Annotated in this window: 19 protein-coding genes; 11 read left to right on the top strand and 8 right to left on the bottom strand. The window is 72.6% G+C overall.

The window, feature by feature from the left end; translation table 11 throughout:
- Nucleotides 1–157 precede the first annotated feature (157 nt).
- Nucleotides 158–877, top strand: a complete 720-nt coding sequence (locus FXF68_RS00485) for a type 1 glutamine amidotransferase (protein WP_148756843.1) — start codon at nt 158–160, stop codon at nt 875–877.
- Here FXF68_RS00485 and FXF68_RS42920 read toward each other — a convergent pair.
- On the bottom strand, nt 822–1,541 hold the full coding sequence (locus tag FXF68_RS42920; RefSeq protein ID WP_222869743.1) for a gamma-glutamyl-gamma-aminobutyrate hydrolase family protein: 720 nt from the start codon (nt 1,539–1,541) through the stop codon (nt 822–824). The two genes, FXF68_RS00485 and FXF68_RS42920, sit on opposite strands and share 56 nt — an antisense overlap.
- A complete protein-coding gene (locus FXF68_RS42915; protein ID WP_222869742.1) occupies nt 1,538–3,007 on the bottom strand; it encodes an aldehyde dehydrogenase in 1,470 nt (489 codons plus the stop codon). The genes FXF68_RS42920 and FXF68_RS42915 overlap by 4 nt, the downstream gene beginning before the upstream one ends.
- A gap of 108 nt (nt 3,008–3,115) precedes the next feature.
- On the opposite strand from FXF68_RS42915, the gene FXF68_RS00475 reads away from it, so the two are divergent.
- From FXF68_RS00475 to FXF68_RS00465, 3 genes are read left to right on the top strand one after another with little or no spacing between them, the layout of a single operon-like run.
- Nucleotides 3,116–4,564, top strand: coding sequence for an aldehyde dehydrogenase (locus FXF68_RS00475; protein ID WP_148756842.1), 1,449 nt, complete (start codon nt 3,116–3,118; stop codon nt 4,562–4,564).
- Nucleotides 4,552–5,457 carry a DODA-type extradiol aromatic ring-opening family dioxygenase gene (locus FXF68_RS00470; protein WP_148756841.1) on the top strand — a complete coding sequence of 302 codons (906 nt, stop codon included), beginning with the start codon at nt 4,552–4,554 and terminating at the stop codon, nt 5,455–5,457. The genes FXF68_RS00475 and FXF68_RS00470 overlap by 13 nt, the downstream gene beginning before the upstream one ends.
- Nucleotides 5,454–6,302: a fumarylacetoacetate hydrolase family protein gene (locus tag FXF68_RS00465; protein ID WP_148756840.1), complete on the top strand. Its 849-nt coding sequence runs from the start codon at nt 5,454–5,456 to the stop codon at nt 6,300–6,302. The genes FXF68_RS00470 and FXF68_RS00465 overlap by 4 nt, the downstream gene beginning before the upstream one ends.
- Here the strand turns inward: FXF68_RS00465 and FXF68_RS00460 are convergent.
- Entirely contained in the window at nt 6,299–7,231 is a 933-nt protein-coding gene (locus FXF68_RS00460; protein ID WP_148756839.1) for a TIGR03619 family F420-dependent LLM class oxidoreductase, read from the bottom strand. The genes FXF68_RS00465 and FXF68_RS00460 overlap by 4 nt on opposite strands.
- Before the next feature lie 69 nt (nt 7,232–7,300).
- Complete coding sequence (locus FXF68_RS00455; protein ID WP_148756838.1) at nt 7,301–7,873, bottom strand: MarR family winged helix-turn-helix transcriptional regulator; 573 nt, start codon at nt 7,871–7,873, stop codon at nt 7,301–7,303.
- 310 nt (nt 7,874–8,183) lie between these two features.
- On the opposite strand from FXF68_RS00455, the gene FXF68_RS00450 reads away from it, so the two are divergent.
- Nucleotides 8,184–8,987: an SAM-dependent methyltransferase gene (locus FXF68_RS00450; protein WP_222869833.1), complete on the top strand. Its 804-nt coding sequence runs from the start codon at nt 8,184–8,186 to the stop codon at nt 8,985–8,987.
- A 6-nt stretch (nt 8,988–8,993) separates the two neighbouring features.
- Here the strand turns inward: FXF68_RS00450 and FXF68_RS00445 are convergent, their stop codons facing one another.
- Nucleotides 8,994–9,434, bottom strand: a complete 441-nt coding sequence (locus tag FXF68_RS00445; protein ID WP_067897134.1) for a MarR family winged helix-turn-helix transcriptional regulator — start codon at nt 9,432–9,434, stop codon at nt 8,994–8,996.
- Between the two features lie 100 nt (nt 9,435–9,534).
- On the opposite strand from FXF68_RS00445, the gene FXF68_RS00440 reads away from it, so the two are divergent.
- Both FXF68_RS00440 and FXF68_RS00435 read left to right on the top strand, forming a co-directional pair.
- The gene (locus FXF68_RS00440) at nt 9,535–10,185 is read left to right on the top strand and encodes a maleylpyruvate isomerase family mycothiol-dependent enzyme (protein ID WP_148758111.1); all 651 of its coding nucleotides are present in this window, start codon (nt 9,535–9,537) and stop codon (nt 10,183–10,185) included.
- Between the two features lie 71 nt (nt 10,186–10,256).
- Nucleotides 10,257–10,904 carry a hypothetical protein gene (locus FXF68_RS00435; protein WP_148756837.1) on the top strand — a complete coding sequence of 216 codons (648 nt, stop codon included), beginning with the start codon at nt 10,257–10,259 and terminating at the stop codon, nt 10,902–10,904.
- On the opposite strand, the gene FXF68_RS00430 is transcribed toward FXF68_RS00435, so the two are convergent.
- A complete protein-coding gene (locus tag FXF68_RS00430) occupies nt 10,856–11,644 on the bottom strand; it encodes an acetoacetate decarboxylase family protein (protein ID WP_148756836.1) in 789 nt (262 codons plus the stop codon). The genes FXF68_RS00435 and FXF68_RS00430 overlap by 49 nt on opposite strands.
- A 160-nt stretch (nt 11,645–11,804) precedes the next feature.
- Between FXF68_RS00430 and FXF68_RS00425 the strand changes: the two genes are divergently transcribed.
- The 3 genes from FXF68_RS00425 to FXF68_RS00415 all read left to right on the top strand — a co-directional run bounded on the left by FXF68_RS00425 (nt 11,805) and on the right by FXF68_RS00415 (nt 15,574).
- Nucleotides 11,805–13,145: a glutamine synthetase family protein gene (locus FXF68_RS00425; RefSeq protein ID WP_222869740.1), complete on the top strand. Its 1,341-nt coding sequence runs from the start codon at nt 11,805–11,807 to the stop codon at nt 13,143–13,145.
- Between the two features lie 10 nt (nt 13,146–13,155).
- A complete protein-coding gene (locus tag FXF68_RS00420; protein WP_246178052.1) occupies nt 13,156–14,409 on the top strand; it encodes a cytochrome P450 in 1,254 nt (417 codons plus the stop codon).
- A gap of 85 nt (nt 14,410–14,494) precedes the next feature.
- A complete protein-coding gene (locus tag FXF68_RS00415; protein ID WP_148756835.1) occupies nt 14,495–15,574 on the top strand; it encodes an alpha/beta hydrolase in 1,080 nt (359 codons plus the stop codon).
- Nucleotides 15,575–15,590: 16 nt separating this feature from the next.
- Here the strand turns inward: FXF68_RS00415 and FXF68_RS00410 are convergent, their stop codons facing one another.
- Both FXF68_RS00410 and FXF68_RS00405 read right to left on the bottom strand, forming a co-directional pair.
- Nucleotides 15,591–17,018, bottom strand: coding sequence for an aldehyde dehydrogenase family protein (locus tag FXF68_RS00410; protein WP_148756834.1), 1,428 nt, complete (start codon nt 17,016–17,018; stop codon nt 15,591–15,593).
- Nucleotides 17,019–17,022: 4 nt separating this feature from the next.
- Nucleotides 17,023–18,513: a PucR family transcriptional regulator gene (locus tag FXF68_RS00405; RefSeq protein ID WP_148756833.1), complete on the bottom strand. Its 1,491-nt coding sequence runs from the start codon at nt 18,511–18,513 to the stop codon at nt 17,023–17,025.
- Nucleotides 18,514–18,604: 91 nt separating this feature from the next.
- Between FXF68_RS00405 and gabT the strand changes: the two genes are divergently transcribed.
- Entirely contained in the window at nt 18,605–19,966 is a 1,362-nt protein-coding gene (gene gabT, locus FXF68_RS00400) for a 4-aminobutyrate--2-oxoglutarate transaminase (RefSeq protein ID WP_148756832.1), read from the top strand.
- Nucleotides 19,967–20,011: the final 45 nt, after the last annotated feature.

Genomic DNA, 20,011 nt, shown 5'->3' with positions numbered 1-20,011 from the left:
GTGGGGCGCGGGCTCGCCGCGCCCTCCCGCCGCTCCCTGTTCCGGGTGGCCCCGATTCGGGGACGGTTCGTAGGAAAGCGGCCACCGTACGCATTGCGGCGAACCGGTACGGGAAAGGTCGTTTGGGGGCTTACGATTTGGTCCGGGAGGGGGTGCCGTGCGCGCGCTGCTGGTACAACATGATCATGTTTCGCCGTCCGGGCCGGTCGGGGAGCGGCTGGTCCATCACGGGTACGAGGTCACCGAACTGATGGTGGTGCCCGAGGAGCGGCAGCACACGCCGGGCGTGGTCTTCGACTTCCCCGACCCGGAGGAGTGGGATCTGATCGTCCCGATGGGCGCGCCCTGGTCGGTGTACGACCCGGCCGTCGCGTCCTGGGTCGAGCCCGAGTTGCGGATGCTCGCCGCCGCGCACCGCGCCGGGGTTCCGGTCTTCGGGGTCTGCTTCGGCGGCCAGGCGCTCGCCGCGGCGCTCGGCGGCGCGGTGGAGCGGTCGCCGAGCCCCGAGATGGGCTGGGTGGACGTCGAGACGGACGACCCCTCGCTCGTCGGCCCCGGCCCCTGGTTCCAGTTCCACTTCGACCGGTGGGTCCTGCCCCCGGGCGCCGTGGAGGTCGCGCGCAGCGCCGTCTCCTCGCAGGCGTTCGTCCTCGGGCGCTCCATGGGCGTGCAGTTCCACCCCGAGATCACGACCGAGGAGTTCGGGCTCTGGGCGGCGCACGGCGCCGCCGCGCTCATGCGCGCACGGGGCATCGACCCCGAAGCGGTCCTGGCGGAGGTTCAGCGGGACGAGGCCGAGTCGACCCGCCGCACCTTCGCCCTCATCGACGCCTTCCTTGAGCGGACGAACGGGCGGACGCCTGCACCAGGGCGTTGAACAGCGACTGCTGCGTCCGGTCGGTGGCGGCCGTGTCCTCGGGATGCCATTGGACGGCCAGGAACCAATGCCCGGGTTCCGCCAGTTCCGCGCCCTCGATCGTGCCGTCGAACCCGAATGCCGTCGGGGTCAGGGCGGGGGCCAGGGTCGCTATCGCCTGGTGGTGATAGCAGGATGCGGTGGTCTCCTCGGTGTCGAGGGTCTTGGCCAGAAGGGTGCCGGGCTTCACGTTCACCGAATGCACCTTGTGGCGGTGGTCGCGGGGCATGTGCTGGTTGAGCGTCCCGCCGAGAACGGTGTTGACGATTTGCAGGCCCCGGCAGATCGCGAGGGTCGGGACGCCCGCCTCCAGGACGTGGGCGGCGAGGGCGAGGTCGAATTCGTCCTGCTCGTCGTCGACGTCGTAAAGGGCCTCGTGCTCGGTCTTCTCGCCGTAATGGCGCGGGTGCAGGTCGCCGCCGCCCGGCAGCAGGACGCCGTCGCAGCGCGCCAGCCGGGACGCGTCGAACGGCGCGGCGGGATGCATGATGAACGGCTCACCACCCGCCTGGAACACCGCCTCCACAAGGGCGCGGGCCGCGACCTCGGCCCGGTAGCGGAGCGCGGACGCAGACTCGGAGAAACGGGCCGGAAGGGCGATCAGCGGGCGCGTCGGGCTGGTCACAGTTCGATCCACGTCGTCTTCAGGTCGGTGTACTTGTCGAGGGCGTGCAGGGATTTGTCGCGGCCGTGGCCCGATTGCTTGACGCCGCCGAACGGGACGCTCATGTCGCCCTCCTCGTAGCAGTTGACCCAGACCGTCCCGGCGCGGAGGGCGCGGGAGACGCGGTGCGCGGTGGAGAGGTTCGACGTCCAGACGGCGGCGGCGAGGCCGTAGTCGGTGTCGTTGGCGAGCGCGACGGCCTCGTCCACGTCGTCGAATTCGAGGACGGCGAGGACGGGCCCGAAGATCTCCTCCCGCGCCACCCGCATTTCGGGTTTCACCTGGTCGAAGACCGTGGGCGTGATGAAACGCCCGTCGACCTGGGCGCCGGTGCGCAGCCGGGCGCCGTCCGACTGCGCGGCCCTGATGTGCGCGAGGACGCGGGAGTGATGCGTGGCGGAGACCAGCGGCCCCATCTCGGTGGCCGGGTCGAGCGGGTCGCCGGTGCGCAGCGACTCGGCGCGGGCGACGACGCGGTCCACGACCTCGGCGGCGATCGAGCGGTGGACGAGCAGCCGCGACGGCGCCGTGCACATCTCGCCCGCGTTGAAGAAGATGCCCCACGCGGCCGTGTCGGCGGCGGCCTCCAGATCGGGGGCGTCCGGAAGGATGATGTTCGGCGACTTCCCGCCGAGTTCCAGCCACACGCGCTTCAGATTGGAGTCGGCGGCGTAGCGGAGGAAATGGCGGCCGACCTCCGTGGAGCCGGTGAAGGCGAGGACGTCGACGCCGGGGTGCTCGCCGAGCGCGCGTCCGGCCACCTCGCCGGGGCCGTTGACGACGTTGAACGCGCCGGGCGGCAGCCCCGCCTCGGTGGCGAGCGCGGCCAGGTGCAGCGCCGACAGCGGCGACTCCTCGGCGGGCTTGAGAACGACCGCGCATCCGGCGGCGAGGGCGGGGGCGAGCTTCCACGCGGCCATCGTCAGCGGGAAGTTCCACGGGACGACCGCCGCGACGACGCCGACCGGCTCCCGGGTGACGAGCGCCAGCGACGAGGACGCGGTGCGCGGCGACTCGTCCAGCTGCTTGTCGGCGGCCTCGGCGTACCAGCGCAGGCAGTTGATCACCGCGCGCAGCTCGATCCCGTACGCCTCGGTGATCGGCTTGCCCATCTCCAGGCTGATCAGGAGGGCGAGCGTCGCGCGGTCGCGCTCGACCAGGTCGGCCCAGCGGAGCAGGGCGGCCTTGCGCTCGGCGGGGGAGAGGCGGGGCCACGGGCCGGTGTCGAAGGCGTCGCGGGCGGCTGAGACGGCCGCGTCGACCTCGGCCGTCCCGGCGGACGCGACGCGCGCGATCGTCCTGCCGTCCCGGGGCGAGACGACCGGCGTCGTGCCGGTGCCGGTGAACACGCCGCCGACGTGGTGCCCGGTGTACGGGACGAGCCCGGCGGCGCGGGCGCGCCACTCCTCGTACGGGACGTCGTTCACAGGCCCTCCTCGAAATTTCGTTTGATCCCGAACAGTAGTCGCCGCGGCTTGACCATCGCACCCCCGCTTCCTAGATTATTTGGGACCAAACAATATGGAGGTGGAGCGATGGCAACCGTCGCGGGGGTCGCCGTCGACCCCGGGCACTGGATCGGCGGCGAGCGCGTCCGGTCGGCGGGGACGTTCACCGACGTCTCGCCGATCGGCGAGACGCCGCTCGCCGAGATCGCGCGGGGCGGAGCGGCCGAGGTGGACGCGGCGGTCGCCGCCGCCCGCCGCGCCTTCCCGGCCTGGGCCCGGACGAGCCGGGACGAGCGAGCCCGGCTGCTGCACGCCGTCGCCGACGGCGTGGAGAAGCGGATCGAGGAGCTCGCCCAGGTCGAGACGGCCGACAACGGCGCGCTGATCCGGTCGCACCGGCGCGGCGTGATGCCGCGGGTCGCGCACAACTTCCGGTTCTTCGCGGACTGGTTGCTCAAGCTCGGGCACGACGACTTCGAGACGCGCGGGCACACCAACCACGTCAGCTGGGACCCGGCGGGCGTGTGCGCGCTCATCACCCCGTGGAACGCTCCGCTGATGCTCGCGACGTGGAAGATCGCGCCCGCGCTGGCGGCCGGGAACACGGTCGTGCTGAAGCCCGCCGAGTGGACGCCGCTGACCGCGTCGCTGCTCGCCGGCATCGCCGCCGAGGCGGGCCTGCCGGACGGGGTGTTCAACGTCGTCCAGGGCTACGGCGCGGAGGTCGGCGGGCCGCTGACCGCGCACCCGGACGTCCGGCGGATCAGCTTCACCGGGTCGGTCCCCACCGCCCGGACGATCGCCGCCGCCGCGGCGCCCAACCTGACGCCGCTGTCGCTGGAGCTCGGCGGCAAGTCGCCGCTGCTCGTCTTCGCCGACGCCGACCTCGACCTCGCCGTCGACCTGGCGGTCGAGCAGTACGACAACGCCGGGCAGGTCTGCCTCGCCGCGACCCGGCTGCTCGTCGAGTCGTCCATCGCGGACGAGTTCACCGCGCGCTTCCTGGAGAAGGCCGGGCGGATCAGGCAGGGCGACCCGCGGGACGAGACCACCGACATCGGCCCGCAGATCCACCGCCGCCACCTCGAACGCGTGGACGGCTTCGTCCAGCGCGCCAAGGCGGACGGGGCGCAGGCCCTCATGGGCGGCGGTCCCAACGAGGAACTGGGCGGGCTGTACTACCGGCCCACGCTCTTCACGGGCGCGCCCGAGGGCGCTGAGATCCTGACCGAGGAGGTCTTCGGGCCCGTCCTCACGCTCCAGACGTTCGACACCGAGGACGAGGCCGTCGCCATGGCGAACGGCACCCGGTTCGGGCTCGCCGCCACGCTCGCCACGGGCGACCCGGAGCGCGCGCGGCGCGTCACCGAGCGGCTCGTGGCCGGGACGGTGTGGGTCAACTGCTTCTTCGTCCGCGACCTCAAGGCCCCGTTCGGCGGGTCCCGCCAGTCCGGGATGGGACGCGAGGGCGGCGACTGGAGCTTCGACTTCTACTGCGACCTGAAGAACACGGTGACGGCGCCATGGGCGAAATAGTCGGCGCGGGACTCCTCGCGCACGTCCCCACGATCGTGCTCCCCGAGGTCACCCGGCGCGAACTGAACAACGGCGAGGACACCACGCTCGTCTCCGGGCTGGAGCGCCTCCGCCTGGACGTGTTCGAGAAGGACGACTACGACACCGTCGTCGTCCTCGACTCGCACTGGGCGACGACCGTCGAGTTCGTCACCACCGCGCAGGAGCGGCGCGCCGGGCTCTACACGTCCGAGGAGCTGCCGCGCGGCATGTGCCGCATGCCGTACGACTTCCCGGGTGATCCGGAGCTGGCGCGGGCGGTCGCCCGGTACGCCGACAGGCACGGCACGTACATCACCCCGATCGACGACCCCTACCTGCCGATCTACTACGCGACCGTGAACCTGTGGACGCACCTCGGCGTCCGCGACGACCCCTACCTCGGCCTGCCCGGAAAGCGGTGGATGTCGATCGGGGTCTGCCAGACCGCCGACACCGAGGACTTCCTGCGGCTCGGCCGGGCGCTCGGCGACGCGATCGCCGAGACCGACCGGCGGGTCCTGCTGATCGCGTCCGGCGCGCTGTCGCACACGTTCTGGCCGCTGCGGGTGATCCGCGACCACGAGGCGTCCGGGCCCGAGCACATCTTCACGCCGGAGGCGCGGGCGGCCGACGAGCAGCGCATCGCGTGGCTGACCGCCGGGGACCACGGCCGCGTCCTCGACACCATGCCGGAGTTCCTGACCTTCAAGCCCGAGGCGCGCTTCGGGCACTACCTCATGATGATCGGCGCCCTGGGCGAGCACGCCTGCGCGGCTCCGGGACGCCTGTACAGCCAGTACGAGAACTCCGTCGGAACCGGCCAGGTGCACATCTGGTTCGACCGGCCCGAGAACGGATGGACCAGCCGATGACCGAGTACCGACGGATCCTGCTGGACGGCGCCGCCACGGTCGTCGTCCGGGACGGCGACGAGCTGGTCAGCGGGGACGGGCGGCGTGTCGGGCTCGACGACGCCGTGCATCTGCCGCCCTGTGAGCCGTCCAAGGTCGTGGCGGTGCACCTCAACCATCGGAGCCGTGTCGAGGAGTTCCAGACGAAGCTGCCGTCCGCTCCGACGTACTTCCACAAGCCGATCTCCGCGCTGAACTCGCATGGCGGGGCGGTCGTTCGGCCTGAGCGGTGCAAGTACCTCAACTACGAGGGCGAGATCGCGATCGTCATCGGCCGGACGGCGCGGAACGTGTCGCCCAAGGAGGCCGGGGACTACATCGCCGGGTACACGGTCGCGAATGACTACGGGCTGCACGACTTCCGTGACACGGACGCGGGGTCGATGCTGCGAGTGAAGGGGGCCGACACCCTGTGTCCCTTGGGGCCGGGTCTCGTTACCGACTGGGACTTCCACGGGAAGTACCTGCGGACGTACGTGAACGGCGAACTCGTCCAGGACGGCAGTACGGACGAGATGGAGTGGGACATGCACTACCTCGTCGCCGACATCGCCCGCACCATCACGCTCTACCCCGGGGACGTGCTGCTCTCCGGGACGCCCGCCAACTCGCGTCCCGTCCAGCCGGGGGACGTGGTGGAGGTCGAGGCGGAAGGGCTCGGACGGCTCCGCAACCACATCGTCGCGGGGCCCGTGCCGGTCCGGGACGACTGCGGAGCCCAGCCCACCGAGTCGGAGGAGGTCATGTCCACCGTGCTCGGTGGGGACTGGGAATTCCGTGGGATCCGCCCGCCGCGTTCCTCCTAGGAGGTGAGGGCTGCCGCGCGGTTCACAACCTCGCGGCAGAACGCTCCCACCGCATCCGGGTCGTCCGTGAACTGGGACGGCTTGATGCAGAACGTCGTGAACCCCTGCTCGAGCTGCGCGGGAATGCTCTCCAGCGCCGGTTCGAGCGGGGACACGGAGTCGTCGTCGGGGAAGACCGGGCGGCAGCCCCCGATCATCTCCAGGTCGGCGGCGTCGCGGCCGGCGGCGGACATCGCGGTCTTCAGGCGGTCCACCTCGTCCGGGGTCGGACGGCCCAGCGGGTGGAAGCCGTGGCCGTACTTCACGAGGCGGTCCAGGAGGCGGTCGTGGAGGTGCTGCCCGCCGAACCACATGCGCGGCCCGTCCGGACGGTACGCGCGGGGCTCGAAGTAGACGTCCTCGAAGGAGAAGTGGGTCCCGGAGTAGGAGACGGGGGAGCCGCGCCAGAGCAGATCCCAGATCTCCAGTTGCTCGTCCAGGATCGCGCCCCGCTTCTCGAACGGGACGCCCATCGCGGCGTACTCGTCCCGGCTCCAGCTCACGGTCGGCTGGACGACGAGGCGTCCCTCCGAAAGGAGGTCGAGCGTGCCGATGTCACGGGCGAGCGCCAGCGGGTGGCGGAGAGGGGCGAGGACGGCCGCCGCTGCGAGCCTGATCCGGGTGGTGGCGGACGCGATGGCCCCGAGCAGCATCAGCGAGCCCGGCCACGGGGTGAACGGGTCCTGGTTGCCGGGGTAGGCGTAGTCGCGGGGGTTGCCCATCACGCCCTTCGCGCCCGCGTCCGGGCCTAGGACGATGTGCTCGCTGACCATGACGGCGTCGAAGCCCGCGTCCTCCGCCTCCCGCGCCCAGCGGACGAGGACGGGCAGGTCGCGGCCGGTGGTCAGGGTCCAGTTCTCGCTGAGCACGAGCACGAAACGTGGCGTCATCCCGGTATCGTATGGGCCCAAACGATAGCGGGCAAGGGGTACCGGGAGCTGTCCGGGAGCCGGCCCGGTTCAGGCGCGGGAGCGGCGGCCCGAGCGGCGGGGCGGGGGCGGCGACTGCTCGCGGAGGGCCGCCCGGCGCTGCTCGCCCTCGTCCTCCAGGTGCTCGATGACGGAGCGGAGCGTCTCGGCGAGGTCCTTGTTGTCGTCGGTGCTCAAACGTTCCACGACGAACGCCTCCTCGGCGTTGAACGCCGGGAACAGGCCGCGCATCAGCTCCTGGCCCTTCGAGGTCAGGCGCAGGAGGACGAGCCGTCCGTCGGTCGCGTGCGAGCCGCGCTCGATCAGGCCGCGGCCTTCCAGGGTCTTCACGACGCCGGTGAGCGTGCCCTTGGAGATGCCCGCCTCCTCGGCGACGTGGCGCGTCTCCATCTCGTCCCAGATCCAGACGACCCAGAGGACGACGAACGCCGTCCAGGTCAGGTCGGCGCCGCGCAGGACCGAGCTCTCGAAGTGCTGGCGGATGGCGGCGGCGGCGCGGTAGATGTTGGAGACCGCCATCATCGCGTCGTGCCGCAGGGGGACGTCGCCGAGGCGCCGCTGGATGGCCTGCTCGGTCTCTTGCAGTGTGTGGTGCCCGGTCACGTGCGTCCTCTCTTTGGACAGAATGTGAATCTACCCCTTACCGGGCCTCGTTTGGCTCCGTACGATCCCCGCGGTCCGGAAAACCGTGCGAGGTCGAACGGGGGCCGCCCGTGCGCGCTGGGCGCGGGCGTGCCGGCTTCGTCCGCCGGAGCCGGGTGGCGTCGGATCGGCGTCTTCGGGGCGGCGGCGTCCGCGCTCACGGACGCTACTGGTCCGTCCACCTACGGTCAGATCGGTAGTGGGGGGACGCTCTCCGGAGTCTTGATCGCTAGGTTGTCCTGCTAGTTGATCACTCCGGGAGGTGGTGGCGTTGTCGGAGGCGCCTCGCATCGACACGTCCGTTCCGCATTCGGCGCGGGTCTGGAACTTCTTACTCGGTGGCAAGGAGAATTACGAGGTCGATCGGCGGGCGGCCGAGCAGTTCCAGGCCATGTTCCCGCAGATCGTGGACATCGCGCTGGCCGATCGCGCCTTCCTCGGGAGGGCGGTGAGGCATCTCGCCGGGGAAGGCGGGATCCGCCAGTTCCTGGATATCGGCACCGGGCTGCCGACCATGGACAACACGCATGAGGTGGCGCAGCGGGTCGCTCCGGAGTCGCGGATCGTTTACGTGGATAATGATCCGCTTGTTCTCACGCATGCTCGGGCGCTGTTGAGTAGTAGCCCTGAGGGTGTGTGCGACTACATTCAGGCCGACCTTCGTGATCCCGGCGGGATTTTGGAGAGGGCCGCCGAGACCCTGGACTTCTCGCGGCCGGTCGGGGTCATGTTGCTGGGGATCATGCATTTCGTGCATGAGGACCAAGAGGCGCAGCTCATTCTGCGTCGGCTGATGGACGCGGTTCCGTCGGGCAGTTACCTGGTCATGACGCATGCCACGCTGGACTTCGACGCGGGGGAGACCGCTCAGGAGGAGGCGCAGGCCGAGTGGAACCAGAAGTCCGCGAATCCGATGGTGCCGCGGGGTCGGGACGCCATCCGCTCGTTCCTTGAGGGGCTGGACGTGCTGGAGCCGGGTGTGGTGTCGATGTCTCGGTGGCGTCCTGAGCACACGCCTTGGGGAGAGCCCAAGGAAGTCGCCGGATACGCCGCGGTGGCTCGTAAGCCTTCTTAGTTCGGTTCAGCGGTCTAGGTAGGGGTCGGTGATCTCGCGGAGCCGCGTGAGGATGTCGTGGAGCTGGTCCATGCGGCGTTTGCCCAGGTGGGCCGTCCATCGGGCCTCGACTTCGGCGACCGCGGCGTCGCCCACGGGGCGGAGTGCGCGGGCCTGGGCGGTCAGGCGGACCAGGCGGGCGCGGGCGTCGGCCGGGTCGATCGTGCGCTCCACGTATCCGGCCTTCTCCAACTGGTCGACCAGGTATCCGGCCGTCTGCTTGGTCACCTGGGCGGACTCGGCCAGGTCGCTGAGCCGGGACCCGTCCTCGTCCACCCGCTGGAGGAGCTTGGCCTGCGCCTGCGTGATGTCGTCGTGGCCCGCCGCCGCCAGCTCCGCGAAGACGTGGTTCTCCAAGGACCGGTAGGCGATGAACAGCAGGACGCCGATGTTGGGTTCGGCCGCCATGCGACTCCTTGACATTAGTCAGAGGTTCGAATTAATTTAGACAGAGAGGCTGACTAAAAGTCGATCGTACCAAGGCGAGGCGCGCGTGGATGCTGCGGGGATGTGGCGGGTCATCGACGCCGAGCGGGCGGGAGTCGCCGATCTGCTCGCCGGGCTCACGGACGAGCAGTGGGAGCGGCCCTCGCTGTGCGCGGGATGGCGGGTCCGCGAGGTGGCCGCCCATCTGGGCCTCGCGCCGCGCGCCCGGCTCGGGTGGACGCTGGTCGAGGCGGTCAGGGCCGGTGGCGGCTTCAACCGGATGATCGACAACACCGCCCGGCGGGAGGCCGCCCGCCGTTCGCCGGAGCGGCTGACGGCGGAGCTGAGGGAGGCGTCCGGGTCCCGGCATCTCGCGCCGGGGCAGAAGCTCGGGTACGCGATGCTCGACGTCCTCGTCCACGGGCAGGACATCGCCGTCCCGCTCGGGATCGACCGGGCCATGCCGCCGGAGGCGGCGCTCAGTTCGGCCGAGATCACCTGGCGGATCGGGTTCCCCTTCCACGCCCGGCGGCGGCTGCGCGGAGTGCGGCTGACCGCCACCGACGTCGCCTGGGCGGTAGGCGACGGGCCCGAGGTCTCCGGCCCCATCGCCGCGCTTCTCCTGCTGCTCACCGGGCGGGACGGCGCCGCGTTGGCGCGGCTGGACGGGCCGGGCGTCGCGGCGTTGACCGGCGCGGAATCTCACCCGTCCGGGGGAGCGGCACCGCGCTGACGGGTGATCAGATCCCCGGCGCGCGGCGGTGGACTGGGGGCGTCCACGAACCGTCGCCGGAAGGGGCAACGATGACCCTCGTGACCGCATCGCCCGCACGCTTGCGCGCGGCCTGGGGAGCCGCGCACGAACCCGTCCCGGGCGTTCCCCGGTGGGCGCGGATCGCGGCGCTGGCGATCCCGTTCACGGTGCTGCCGTCCGGGCTGTGGCGGATCGCCGCGTTCACCCTCCACCTGCCGATCATCGACCCCCCGGCGTCCGGGTCCGAGGACATGCGCGGCGACGTTCCGGCGTGGCTGCCCATGGAGCTGTACGTGGTGCTGCTGTCGATCGTGTCGGAGGCGTTCGCCTTCCTGGGGATCGGGCTGATCGCGGGCTGGGGCGAGGTGTTCCCCCACTGGATTCCGGGACTGCGCGGACGCCGCGTCCCCACGGCGGCGGCCGTGGTCCCGGCCGCCGTGGGGGCGGCGATCCTGACCGTGATGTGGACGTGGACCGTCGTGACCAGCCTCGTCCTCCACGAGACCATCCAGGGAGACCCGGAGCGGGACGACTTCCCCATCGGCTTCCAGGACTGGAAGGGCGTGCTCGGGGTCGTCGCCTACGTGCCGCTGGTGGCGTGGGGGCCGCTGCTGGCCGCCGTCACGGTCGCCTATTACCGGCGCCGGGCTCAGGCCAGGCGGCGGCCGCCGTCCCAGACCACGCCGACCTGGCGGTAGTACGCGGCGATGGGCTCCTCGACGGTGAGGAGCGAGAGCTCCTCGGTGGGGGAGTCGTAGAGGGTCAGCTCGGCGTCGCCCGTCCAGGCCGGGCCCGCCTCGAAGCTCGCCGCACCCGACTCGATCAGCTCGTCCAGGGCGGCGGGCCGTCCGGGCTCGATGGACGGCAGGTAGCGGTGGTGCGCCATCGGGTGGCCGTTGACGAAGCCGTTCGTCTCGGACGGGCCGCGCAGCGTCACCACGGCCTCGGCCAGGCGGCGGTCGGCGGCGGCGAGCGTAGCGCCGAACCGGCCGCCCTCGGCGAGGCGGGGCGCGCCCTGGCCGTACGGGTGCGGCCGGGTCTGGTGGATCGAGCCGAGCTTCTTCGGATATCCCTGGTGCAGGCCGCGCGCGATGGCGAAGTCCTTGTCGACCCAGATGTAGACGCAGCGGGAGTAGGTCCGTCCCTCGAAGGAGCAGCGGACGACGACGAAGCACTCCTTGTACTGCGCGCGGACCGGGTCGAGCAGCTCCTCGCCGGACGCGGAGCACGACTGCCAGTCCGCCCAGATGATCGCGACCGCGCCCGGGTCCTCCTCGGCGGGGGACAGTGGGGCGGGCAGCAGTTCGGCGACGCGGGCCGGGTCCGTGCGGTACTCGACGGTGAGCAGGTCGCCCGAGTAGTGCCAGGGCGGGCTCGGGATCAGGGACGAGCGGCCCGTCGCCGTCCTCGGGTGCAGGAAGCCTCGCACGGTCGCCACCACGTCCTCCCGGAAACAAGTCGTTTGGGCCCGTACGATAGTTGGTTCCGCCGTGATCCGCCACTCCGGCGCTGGTGATCAGGGCATTCGGGGCAGGAGTCTTGTCAGGAGTCTCCCGGCCGCCATATGGTTTGAGCCCAAATGATCTGAGGGAGTGTGCGTGAGCCGACCGGTCGAGGACGTGGTGAAACGGCTGGCCGCCGACGGGATCGACGTGGTCCGGGTGTCCTACGCCGATCTGATCGGCGTCGAGCGCGCCCGGGACGTGCTCGTCGAGCGGCTGCCCGCGGTCATGGAGCACGGGCTGTCGTTCTGCCGCGCGGTCTACCACACGACGCCCGGCGGCGGGACCGTCGACGTCCCTGGCGGGCTCGACGCCGGGCTCCCGGACATCCGCATCCGGCCCGACCTGTCCACCATCGCCCCGATCCCGTGGGAGGACGGCGTCGCGTCCTGCGTCGGCGACGCGTTCGAGCCGGACGGCGACGAGCCCTGCCCCGAGGCGCCCCGCGAGGTCCTGCGGCGGGCCGTCGCGCGGCTCGGCGAGCTGGGGCTGGACGCCGTCGCCGGGCCCGAGCTGGAGTACTACGTGTGCGACCCGGACCCGTCCTCGCCGACCGGCTGGCGCCGGTACGGGGACGCGACCGGCAACGTCTACACCGCCGGGCGCAAGGGGGACCCCGAGGGCCACCTGCTCCGCACCCTCCGGCACCTGCGCGACCTCGGCCTCGGCGTCACGATGGGCAACCACGAGTTCGGCGGCGGGCAGTTCGAGATCAACCTGCACCACTCCGGCGCCCTCGACGCCGCCGACCGCGCGTTCCGGTTCAAGGCGGGCGTCCAGGAGATCGCCCGGTCGGAGGGACGGCTCGCCACCTTCATGGCCAAGCCGTTCAACGACCAGGACGGGTCCGGGTTCCACGTCCACCTGTCCTGCCTGGACGGAGACGGGCGCAGCGTCTTCGCGGGCTCCCACCCCGACGGCCTCTCCGACACCGCGCACCACGCGATCGCGGGAGTCCTGGAGCACGCGCCCGCGCTCGCCGCGCTGCTCAACCCGACGATCAACTCCTACAAGCGGTTCGGGCCCGACAGCCTCGCCCCCTGGCTGACCGACTGGGGGCTCGACAACCGCAGCGCCATGGTCCGGATCCCGCCGGAGCGGGGCGAGGCGTCCCGGATGGAGGTCCGGCTCGGGGACGCGTCCGCCAACCCCTACCTCGGCATCGCGGGCCTGATCGCCGCCGTCTACCTGGGCATCCGCGACAAGGCCGTTCCGCCGCCGCCGCTGGAGGGCTACGGCTACGACGCCGCGAAGGCGCCCGTCCTGCCCGGCGACCTGCCGACCGCGCTGGACGCCCTCGCCGCCGACGAGGCCCTCACCGAGGTGCTCGGCGAGCCGTTCGTCACCGCCTTCCTGACCTACAAGCGGGACGAGGTCGCGCGCTTCCGCCGGCACGTCACCGACTGGGAGTTCACCGAGTACGCCTACCACCTCTGAGGGGGCCCGGTTGCCGCACGAGACCCTGGCCGTGGACCTCGCCGACCTGGACAACTTCATGGACGGCGAGACGCCCTGGCGGATGTTCGCGGAGCTGCGCCGCGCCGCGCCCGTCCACTGGAACCCCGAGCCGGACGGCGGACGCGGCTTCTGGTCCCTGACCCGGCACGCCGACATCGTCGCCGCCGACCGCGACGCCGCCACGTTCACGTCCGAGGAGTTCGTGAACCTGGAGGAGGTCGACGAGCGCCAGGCCGGGATCCGCCGCTCCATGCTGGAGATGGACGGCCCCCGCCACCTGGCGCTGCGCCGCCTCCTGTCCCGGGAGTTCACGCCCCGCGCCGTCGCCGGGTACGCGACGTTCCTGCGCGGCCTCACCGCCCGCACCCTCGACGCCGCCCTGACCGCGGACACGTTCGACTTCGTCGCGGAGATCGCCGCCGACTTCCCGATCAACGTGCTGGCCCGGATGCTGGACGTCCCCGACGGCGACACCCGCAAGCTCATCGACTGGGGCAACCGGATCATCGCCAACACCGACCCCGACTACGCGGACGTCCTGCTGCACAGCGCGGAGAGCGAGCTGTACCGCGACCTCCCGTTCCGCAGCCCCGCCTCCCTGGAGGTCTTCGAGTACGGGCGCGAGCTCGCCGCCCGCCGCCGCGGCGGCACGGGCACCGACCTGATCAGCCGCCTCGTCAACCAGCCCCCGGCGGACGGCGTGCCCCTCTCCGAGCGCGACTTCGACAACTACTTCCTGCTGCTCGTCGTCGCCGGGAACGAGACGACACGGCACGCCGTCACGCACGCCATGCGCGCCCTGATCGACCACCCCGACCAGGCCGAGCGCCTGCGCGACGACCCCGGCCTGATGCCGGGCGCGGTCGAGGAGTTCCTGCGCTGGGCGTCGCCCGTCTACCACTTCCGCCGCACCGCGACCCGCGACACCGTGATGGGCGGCGCGCGGATCCGCGAGGGCGACAAGGTCGTGCTGTGGTTCGCGTCCGGCAACCGGGACGAGAACGTGTTCGCCGACCCGGACCGCTTCGACGTCACCCGCAGCCCGAACGACCACATCGCCTTCGGAAAGGGCGGCCCGCACTACTGCCTGGGCGCCGCCCTGGCCCGACTGGAGATGCGCATCATGTTCGAGGAACTCCTGCCCCGCCTGGCGGACATCCGCCTCGCGGGCGAGCCGCGCCGCGTCCGCTCCAACTTCGTCAACGGCATCAAGGAAATGCCCGTCGCCGTCACCCTCGCCTAGGCGTACGGGTCGGCCGGGTGCGGCGCCCGCCTCCAGGGCTACTGGAGAGTAGGGTAGGCGTCGACCTGGGCTGGAGGGTGATCGTATGGCGGGTGGCGATGGCGCGGTGAGCGGGCTTGAGCGGGTCGCGGAGAAGGTTCCGCCCTCGGTGGTGAGCGCGTTCCTGCGGGCGGCGTTCGGGCTGCCCGAGCCGGTCAGGCGGCTGATCGCCGGGGCCCCGGTCCGGCGGGACGGCCAGGAGCTCTCGCTGGACGCCCAGTTCCTCCTTCGGCTGGTCAGCCTGGAGGGCTCGAAGCTGAGCTCGCCCACGGTGGCGGCGGCGCGGCGCGGCCTCGGGCGGAGCCAGATCTATCTGAGGCGCGTTCCGGGGCGGCCGGTGGGGGCCAAGGACGTGGACGCGGGCGGGGTTCCGGCGCGGCTCTACACGCCGCGCGGGCTGCCGGACGGGTCCCCGCTGCTCGTCTTCTACCACGGCGGCGGATGGGTCGTCGGCGACCTCGACACGCACGACACGGTGTGCCGGTACCTGGCGGTGCACGCGGAGGTGCGCGTCCTGTCGGTGGACTACCGGCTCGCGCCCGAGCACCCCTACCCTGCGGCGGCCGACGACGCGCTCGCCGCCTACGCCCACGCGGCGGCGAACGCCGGGGCGCTCGGCGCCGACCCGGACGCGATCGCGGTCGGCGGCGACAGCGCGGGCGGCAACCTCGCCGCCGTGGTCGGGCTGCTCGCCGAGCGCCGTCCCGACTTCGCGCTGCTGATCTACCCGGCGACCGACATGACGGTGCGGCGCAGGTCCCGGGAGGTGTTCGGCGACGGCTTCTACCTGACCGACGCCGACATGGTCTGGTTCAGCGACCACTACTGCCCGGACGTCGGCCGCCGCGCCGAGCCCAAGGCGTCGCCGTTGCTGGCTGAGGATCTGAGCGGTTTCCCGGCGACCTATCTGGTCACGGCCGGGTTCGATCCGTTGCGGGACGAGGGCGAGGAGTTCGCGAAACGCCTGCGGGAGGCGGGAGTGCCGGTCGCGCTGCGGCGGCAGGAGGACCTCTTCCACGGGTTCGTCAACACGTGGTCGCTCGGCGGACGGTTCCGCGAGGCGCTGTCCGAGGCGGCCGGGGCCCTGCGCACGGGTCTGTACGCGGGGCCCCGGAAACGCGGCTAGCTCGGGCCAGAGCGGGCTAGAGCGGCAGCCCCGTGAGGATCATGACCTTCTCCTCGGTGTAGTCGGCCATCGCCGACCGGAGGCCCTCGCGTCCGACGCCCGAGTCCTTGACGCCGCCGTACGGCATCTGGTCGGCGCGGTAGGACGGGACGTCCCCGATCACCACGCCGCCGACGTCCAGCTCGCGGTGCGCGCGGAACGCGATGTCGAGGTTGCGGGTGAACACGCCCGCCTGGAGCCCGAACTTGGAGTCGTTGACCAGCGCGAACGCCTCGTCGACGCCGTCCACCGGCTGGACGAGCATGACCGGGCCGAAGACCTCCTCGCGGGAGACCTTCGCGTCGTCGGGGACGTTCGCGAGGACGGTCGGCGCGTACGCCGCGCCCTCGCGGGTGCCGCCGGTGAGGACCTTCGCGCCCGCGGCGACGGCCTCGTCCACCCAGGACTCGACGCGCTCCGCCGCCTCCTGGCTGACGAGCGGGCCGACCTGGGTCTTGTCGTCCCACGGGTCGCCGGTGACGAGCGCGGCGACCGTCTCGACGAGCTTCGGCACGAACTCCTCGTACACCGAGCGGTCGACGTAGACGCGCTGGACGGCGATGCAGCTCTGCCCCGCCTGGTAGTTGGAGAACAGCCCGATGCGCTTGGCGGCCCAGTCGAGGTCGGCGTCCGGCAGGACGACGGCCGCGCCGTTCCCGCCGAGTTCGAGGGTGACGTGCTTGCGCGGCGCGCGGTCGTTGATCGCCCAGCCGACCGGCACCGAGCCGGTGAACGAGACGATCGGCAGGCGCGGGTCGTCCACCAGCGCGGACGCCCGGTCGTTCGGCACCGGCAGGATCGAGAACATCCCGGCGGGCAGGTCGGTCTCGGCGAGCAGCTCGCCGAGCAGCAGCGCCGACAGCGGCGTCGCGGGGGCGGGCTTCAGCACGATCGGGGTGCCCGCCGCGATCGCCGGGGCGATCTTGTGGGCGGCGAGGTTCAGCGGGAAGTTGAACGGCGAGATGCCGAGCACCGGGCCGCGCGGCACGCGGGTGATGTAGGCGATCCGGCCCTCGGCGGCGGGGTCGGTGTCGAGCCGCTGCGTGGTGGCGCTGAACCGGCGGGCCTCCTCGGCGGCGAACCGGAACGTCGAGACCGCGCGGGCCACCTCGCCGCGCGCCCAGAGCAGCGGCTTGCCGTTCTCGCCGGTGATCAGCCGGGCGACCTCCTCGGACCGCTCGGCGAGCCGCGCGGACACGTGCGCGAGCGCCTCGGCCCGGACGTGCAGCGGCAGCGCGGCGGCCCGCGCCCGGAGCGCGTCGGCCGCCGCGACGGCCTCCTCCACCTGCTCCGGCGTCGGGACGGCCGCCGTCCCGACCACGCGGCCGTCGTAGGGGTGCGTAACGGTGAGCTCGCCGGCACCGGTCTCGGGCCGGCCGGCCAGCCAGAATGGAGTCACGTTCATACGTTCACGCTATCTCCGGCGAGCCGTGATGCGAGTCGCCACGATGTCCAATCCGCCCGTCGCCGCTGGACGAGATGGCGAGGGCGATCCACAGCTCGGCGCGGACGGCCGGATCGTCCGGGTCGCGGCCGAGCACCTCGGTGGCCCGGCGCATCCGGGAGCGGAGGGTGTGCCGGTGGACGCCGAGCGCCCGCGCGGCCGCCTCGCCCTGCCCGTTCGCCGCGACGTACGCCTGGACGGTCTCGACCAGGCCCTCGTCCCGCAGCGGCGCGAGGAGCGCGGCGGCGAAGGCGCCCGCCGGGCCGGGCTCCAGCAGCCGCAGGACGCCCTGCCCGGGAAGGTCGGCGTAGCGCAGGACGTCCCGCCGCGCCCGGACGGCGGCGGCGAGCGCCTCCTCCGCCTGCCGCAGCGCCGCCGGGAGGGCCGCCGGGAGGCCGCCGGCCGCCGGGTCGCTGACGCCGACCGGGCCGGTGCCCGCGAGCAGCGGCTCGACCGCGCCGAGCAGCCCGTCCGGGACGATCACCGCGGCGTGCCCGCCGAGCGGCAACGTCAGGCAGCGGGCCCCGGCCGGGTCGGACTCCAGCGCGTCCGGGACGGCGGCTCCGCCCGCGCAGGCCAGCACGCGGACCGGCCCGCGCGGCACGTCGGGGGCGTCGCCGGGCCGGTCGAGCAGCAGCGCCGCGACCGAGGCCCGCAGGTCGCGACCGGTGCGCGGGGTCTCGGACTGGAGCGTCAGCAGCGCGACGGCCGCGCCGACGATGGTGTGCGCGGCGTGCGGGAGCGGCGCGCCCGTGCCGACGGCGAGGAACCCGCGCGGCCGCCCGCCGAGCCCGATCCGCTGCACCACGACGTGGTCGTCGGGGACGGCGAGGGCCAGGCTCGCGGCCGTCCCGCCGTCCGGCGTGCGGCGGCGCAGCCTGGGCAGCTCGGGCGCGATCGCGGCGGCGCGGTCGCGGGCGGCGGCGGGCTCGGCGTGCCGGACGTCGCCCGCCGGGTCGAGCAGCAGCGCCCACCCGCCGAGCAGCCGGGCGAGCCGGGCGACGAGCGCGCCCGGCCCGGTGAGGGCGGCGCGGGTCAGCTCCCGCTGCGCCTGGAACGCGCGGGTCACGTCCTCGTACCACTCGGCGGCGAGCATCCGCGAGACGGCCTTGCCGATCGCGATGAACGGGGTGGGCCGGGGCACCTCCAGCAGGACGAGCCCCTGCGCCCGCGCCGCCGCGAGCAGCTCCGCCGGGACGGTGTCGTGGATGACGCCGACCGCGAAGCCGAGCCCGGCGACGCCCCGTCCGACCAGGCGGGACACGTACGCGGCGGCGTTCGCCGGGGTCAGCCGCATGCCCGTGGTGAGGACGAGCTCGCCGCCCTCCAGGAAGGGCGTCGGGTCTTCAAGCTCGCTGACCGCGACCCAGACGACCGGCGTCTCCGGGAGCGGCCCGGTACGCGAGCGCAGGCCGAGCTGGGGGAGCGCGGCGACGGTGGCCAGAGTGGGCGGCATCGCAATCCCTGTGCAAAGTGTCCATCCGGAGGGACGGAATTCGCCGTCCCGTACTGTTCATCGTAGGCGGCGTCCGGCCTATGTTCGGGCCATGACCAGCCAGGACCCTGCCCCGCCCGCAAGCGGCGAACGGCTGCCGCAGGAACGCCGCGTCGTGACCGAGATCCCCGGGCCGCGCTCCCGGGAACTGCACGAGCGCCGGACGGCGGCGGTGCCGCCCGGGGTCGGTAGCGTCCTGCCGGTGTACGTGACGGACGCGGACGGCGGCGTCGTCGTCGACGCGGACGGCAACTCGCTGATCGACTTCGGCTCCGGCATCGCGGTGACGAACGTCGGCAACGCCAACCCGCGCGTCGCCGCTCGGGTGAAGGCGCAGGCCGAGCGCTTCACCCACACCTGCTTCATGGTCGCGCCGTACGAGTCGTACGTCGCGGTCTGCGAGAACCTCAACCGGATCACGCCCGGCGACCACGAGAAGCGCTCGTTCCTGGTGAACAGCGGCGCGGAGGCCGTGGAGAACGCCGTCAAGATCGCGCGCTACGCGACCGGCCGGGACGCGGTCGTCGTCTTCGACCACGGCTACCACGGCCGGACGCTGCTGACGATGACGCTGACCTCGAAGAACATGCCGTACAAACAGGGGTTCGGCCCGTACGCGCCGGAGGTGTACCGGGCGCCGCTCGCCTACCCGTTCCGCTGGCCGACCGGCCCGGAGAACTGCGGCCCGGAGGCGGCGGCGCAGGTCGTCGACCAGATCGAGAAGCAAATCGGCGCGTCGAACGTGGCGGCGGTGGTGATCGAGCCGATCCAGGGCGAGGGCGGGTTCATCGTCCCCGCGCCCGGCTTCCTGCCCGCGCTCGCCGAGTTCTGCCGCGCGAACGGCATCCTGTTCGTCGCGGACGAGGTGCAGACCGGCTTCGCCCGCACCGGCGACATGTTCGCCTGCGAGCACGAGGGGGTCGTCCCGGACATCGTCGCGACGGCGAAGGGCATCGCGGGCGGGCTGCCGCTCGCGGGCGTCACCGGCCGCGCCGACATCATGGACAAGGTCCACGGCGGCGGGCTCGGCGGCACCTACGGCGGGAACCCGCTGGCCTGCGAGGCGGCGCTCGCCGTGCTGGAGGAGATCGAGGACGGCAAGCTGACCGAGCGCGCCCGCCGGATCGGGGAGGTCATGCTGCCCCGGCTGCGCGCGCTGGCCGAGCGGGTGCCGGCGATCGGGGACGTCCGCGGCCGCGGCGCGATGCTCGCGGTCGAGCTCGTCAGGCCCGGCACGAAGGACCCCGACCCGGACCTGACCGCGCGGGTCGCCCGGCGGTGCCACGAAAGGGGCCTGCTGGTGCTGACGGCGGGCACGTACGGAAACGTGCTGCGCTTCCTCCCGCCGCTCGTGATCTCCGATGGGCTGCTCGCCGAGGGGCTCGCCGTACTGGACGCCGCCTTCACGGACTGACCTGCCAAGATCCCGATTCCACCGACCCTCGGGGAGGGTCGGTGG

The sequence above is a fragment of the Actinomadura decatromicini genome, assembly GCF_008121305.1.
Lineage (GTDB): Bacteria > Actinomycetota > Actinomycetes > Streptosporangiales > Streptosporangiaceae > Spirillospora > Spirillospora syzygii.
Note: the sequence above shows the minus strand (reverse complement) of the source record. Positions and strands in the feature narration are given on the sequence as shown.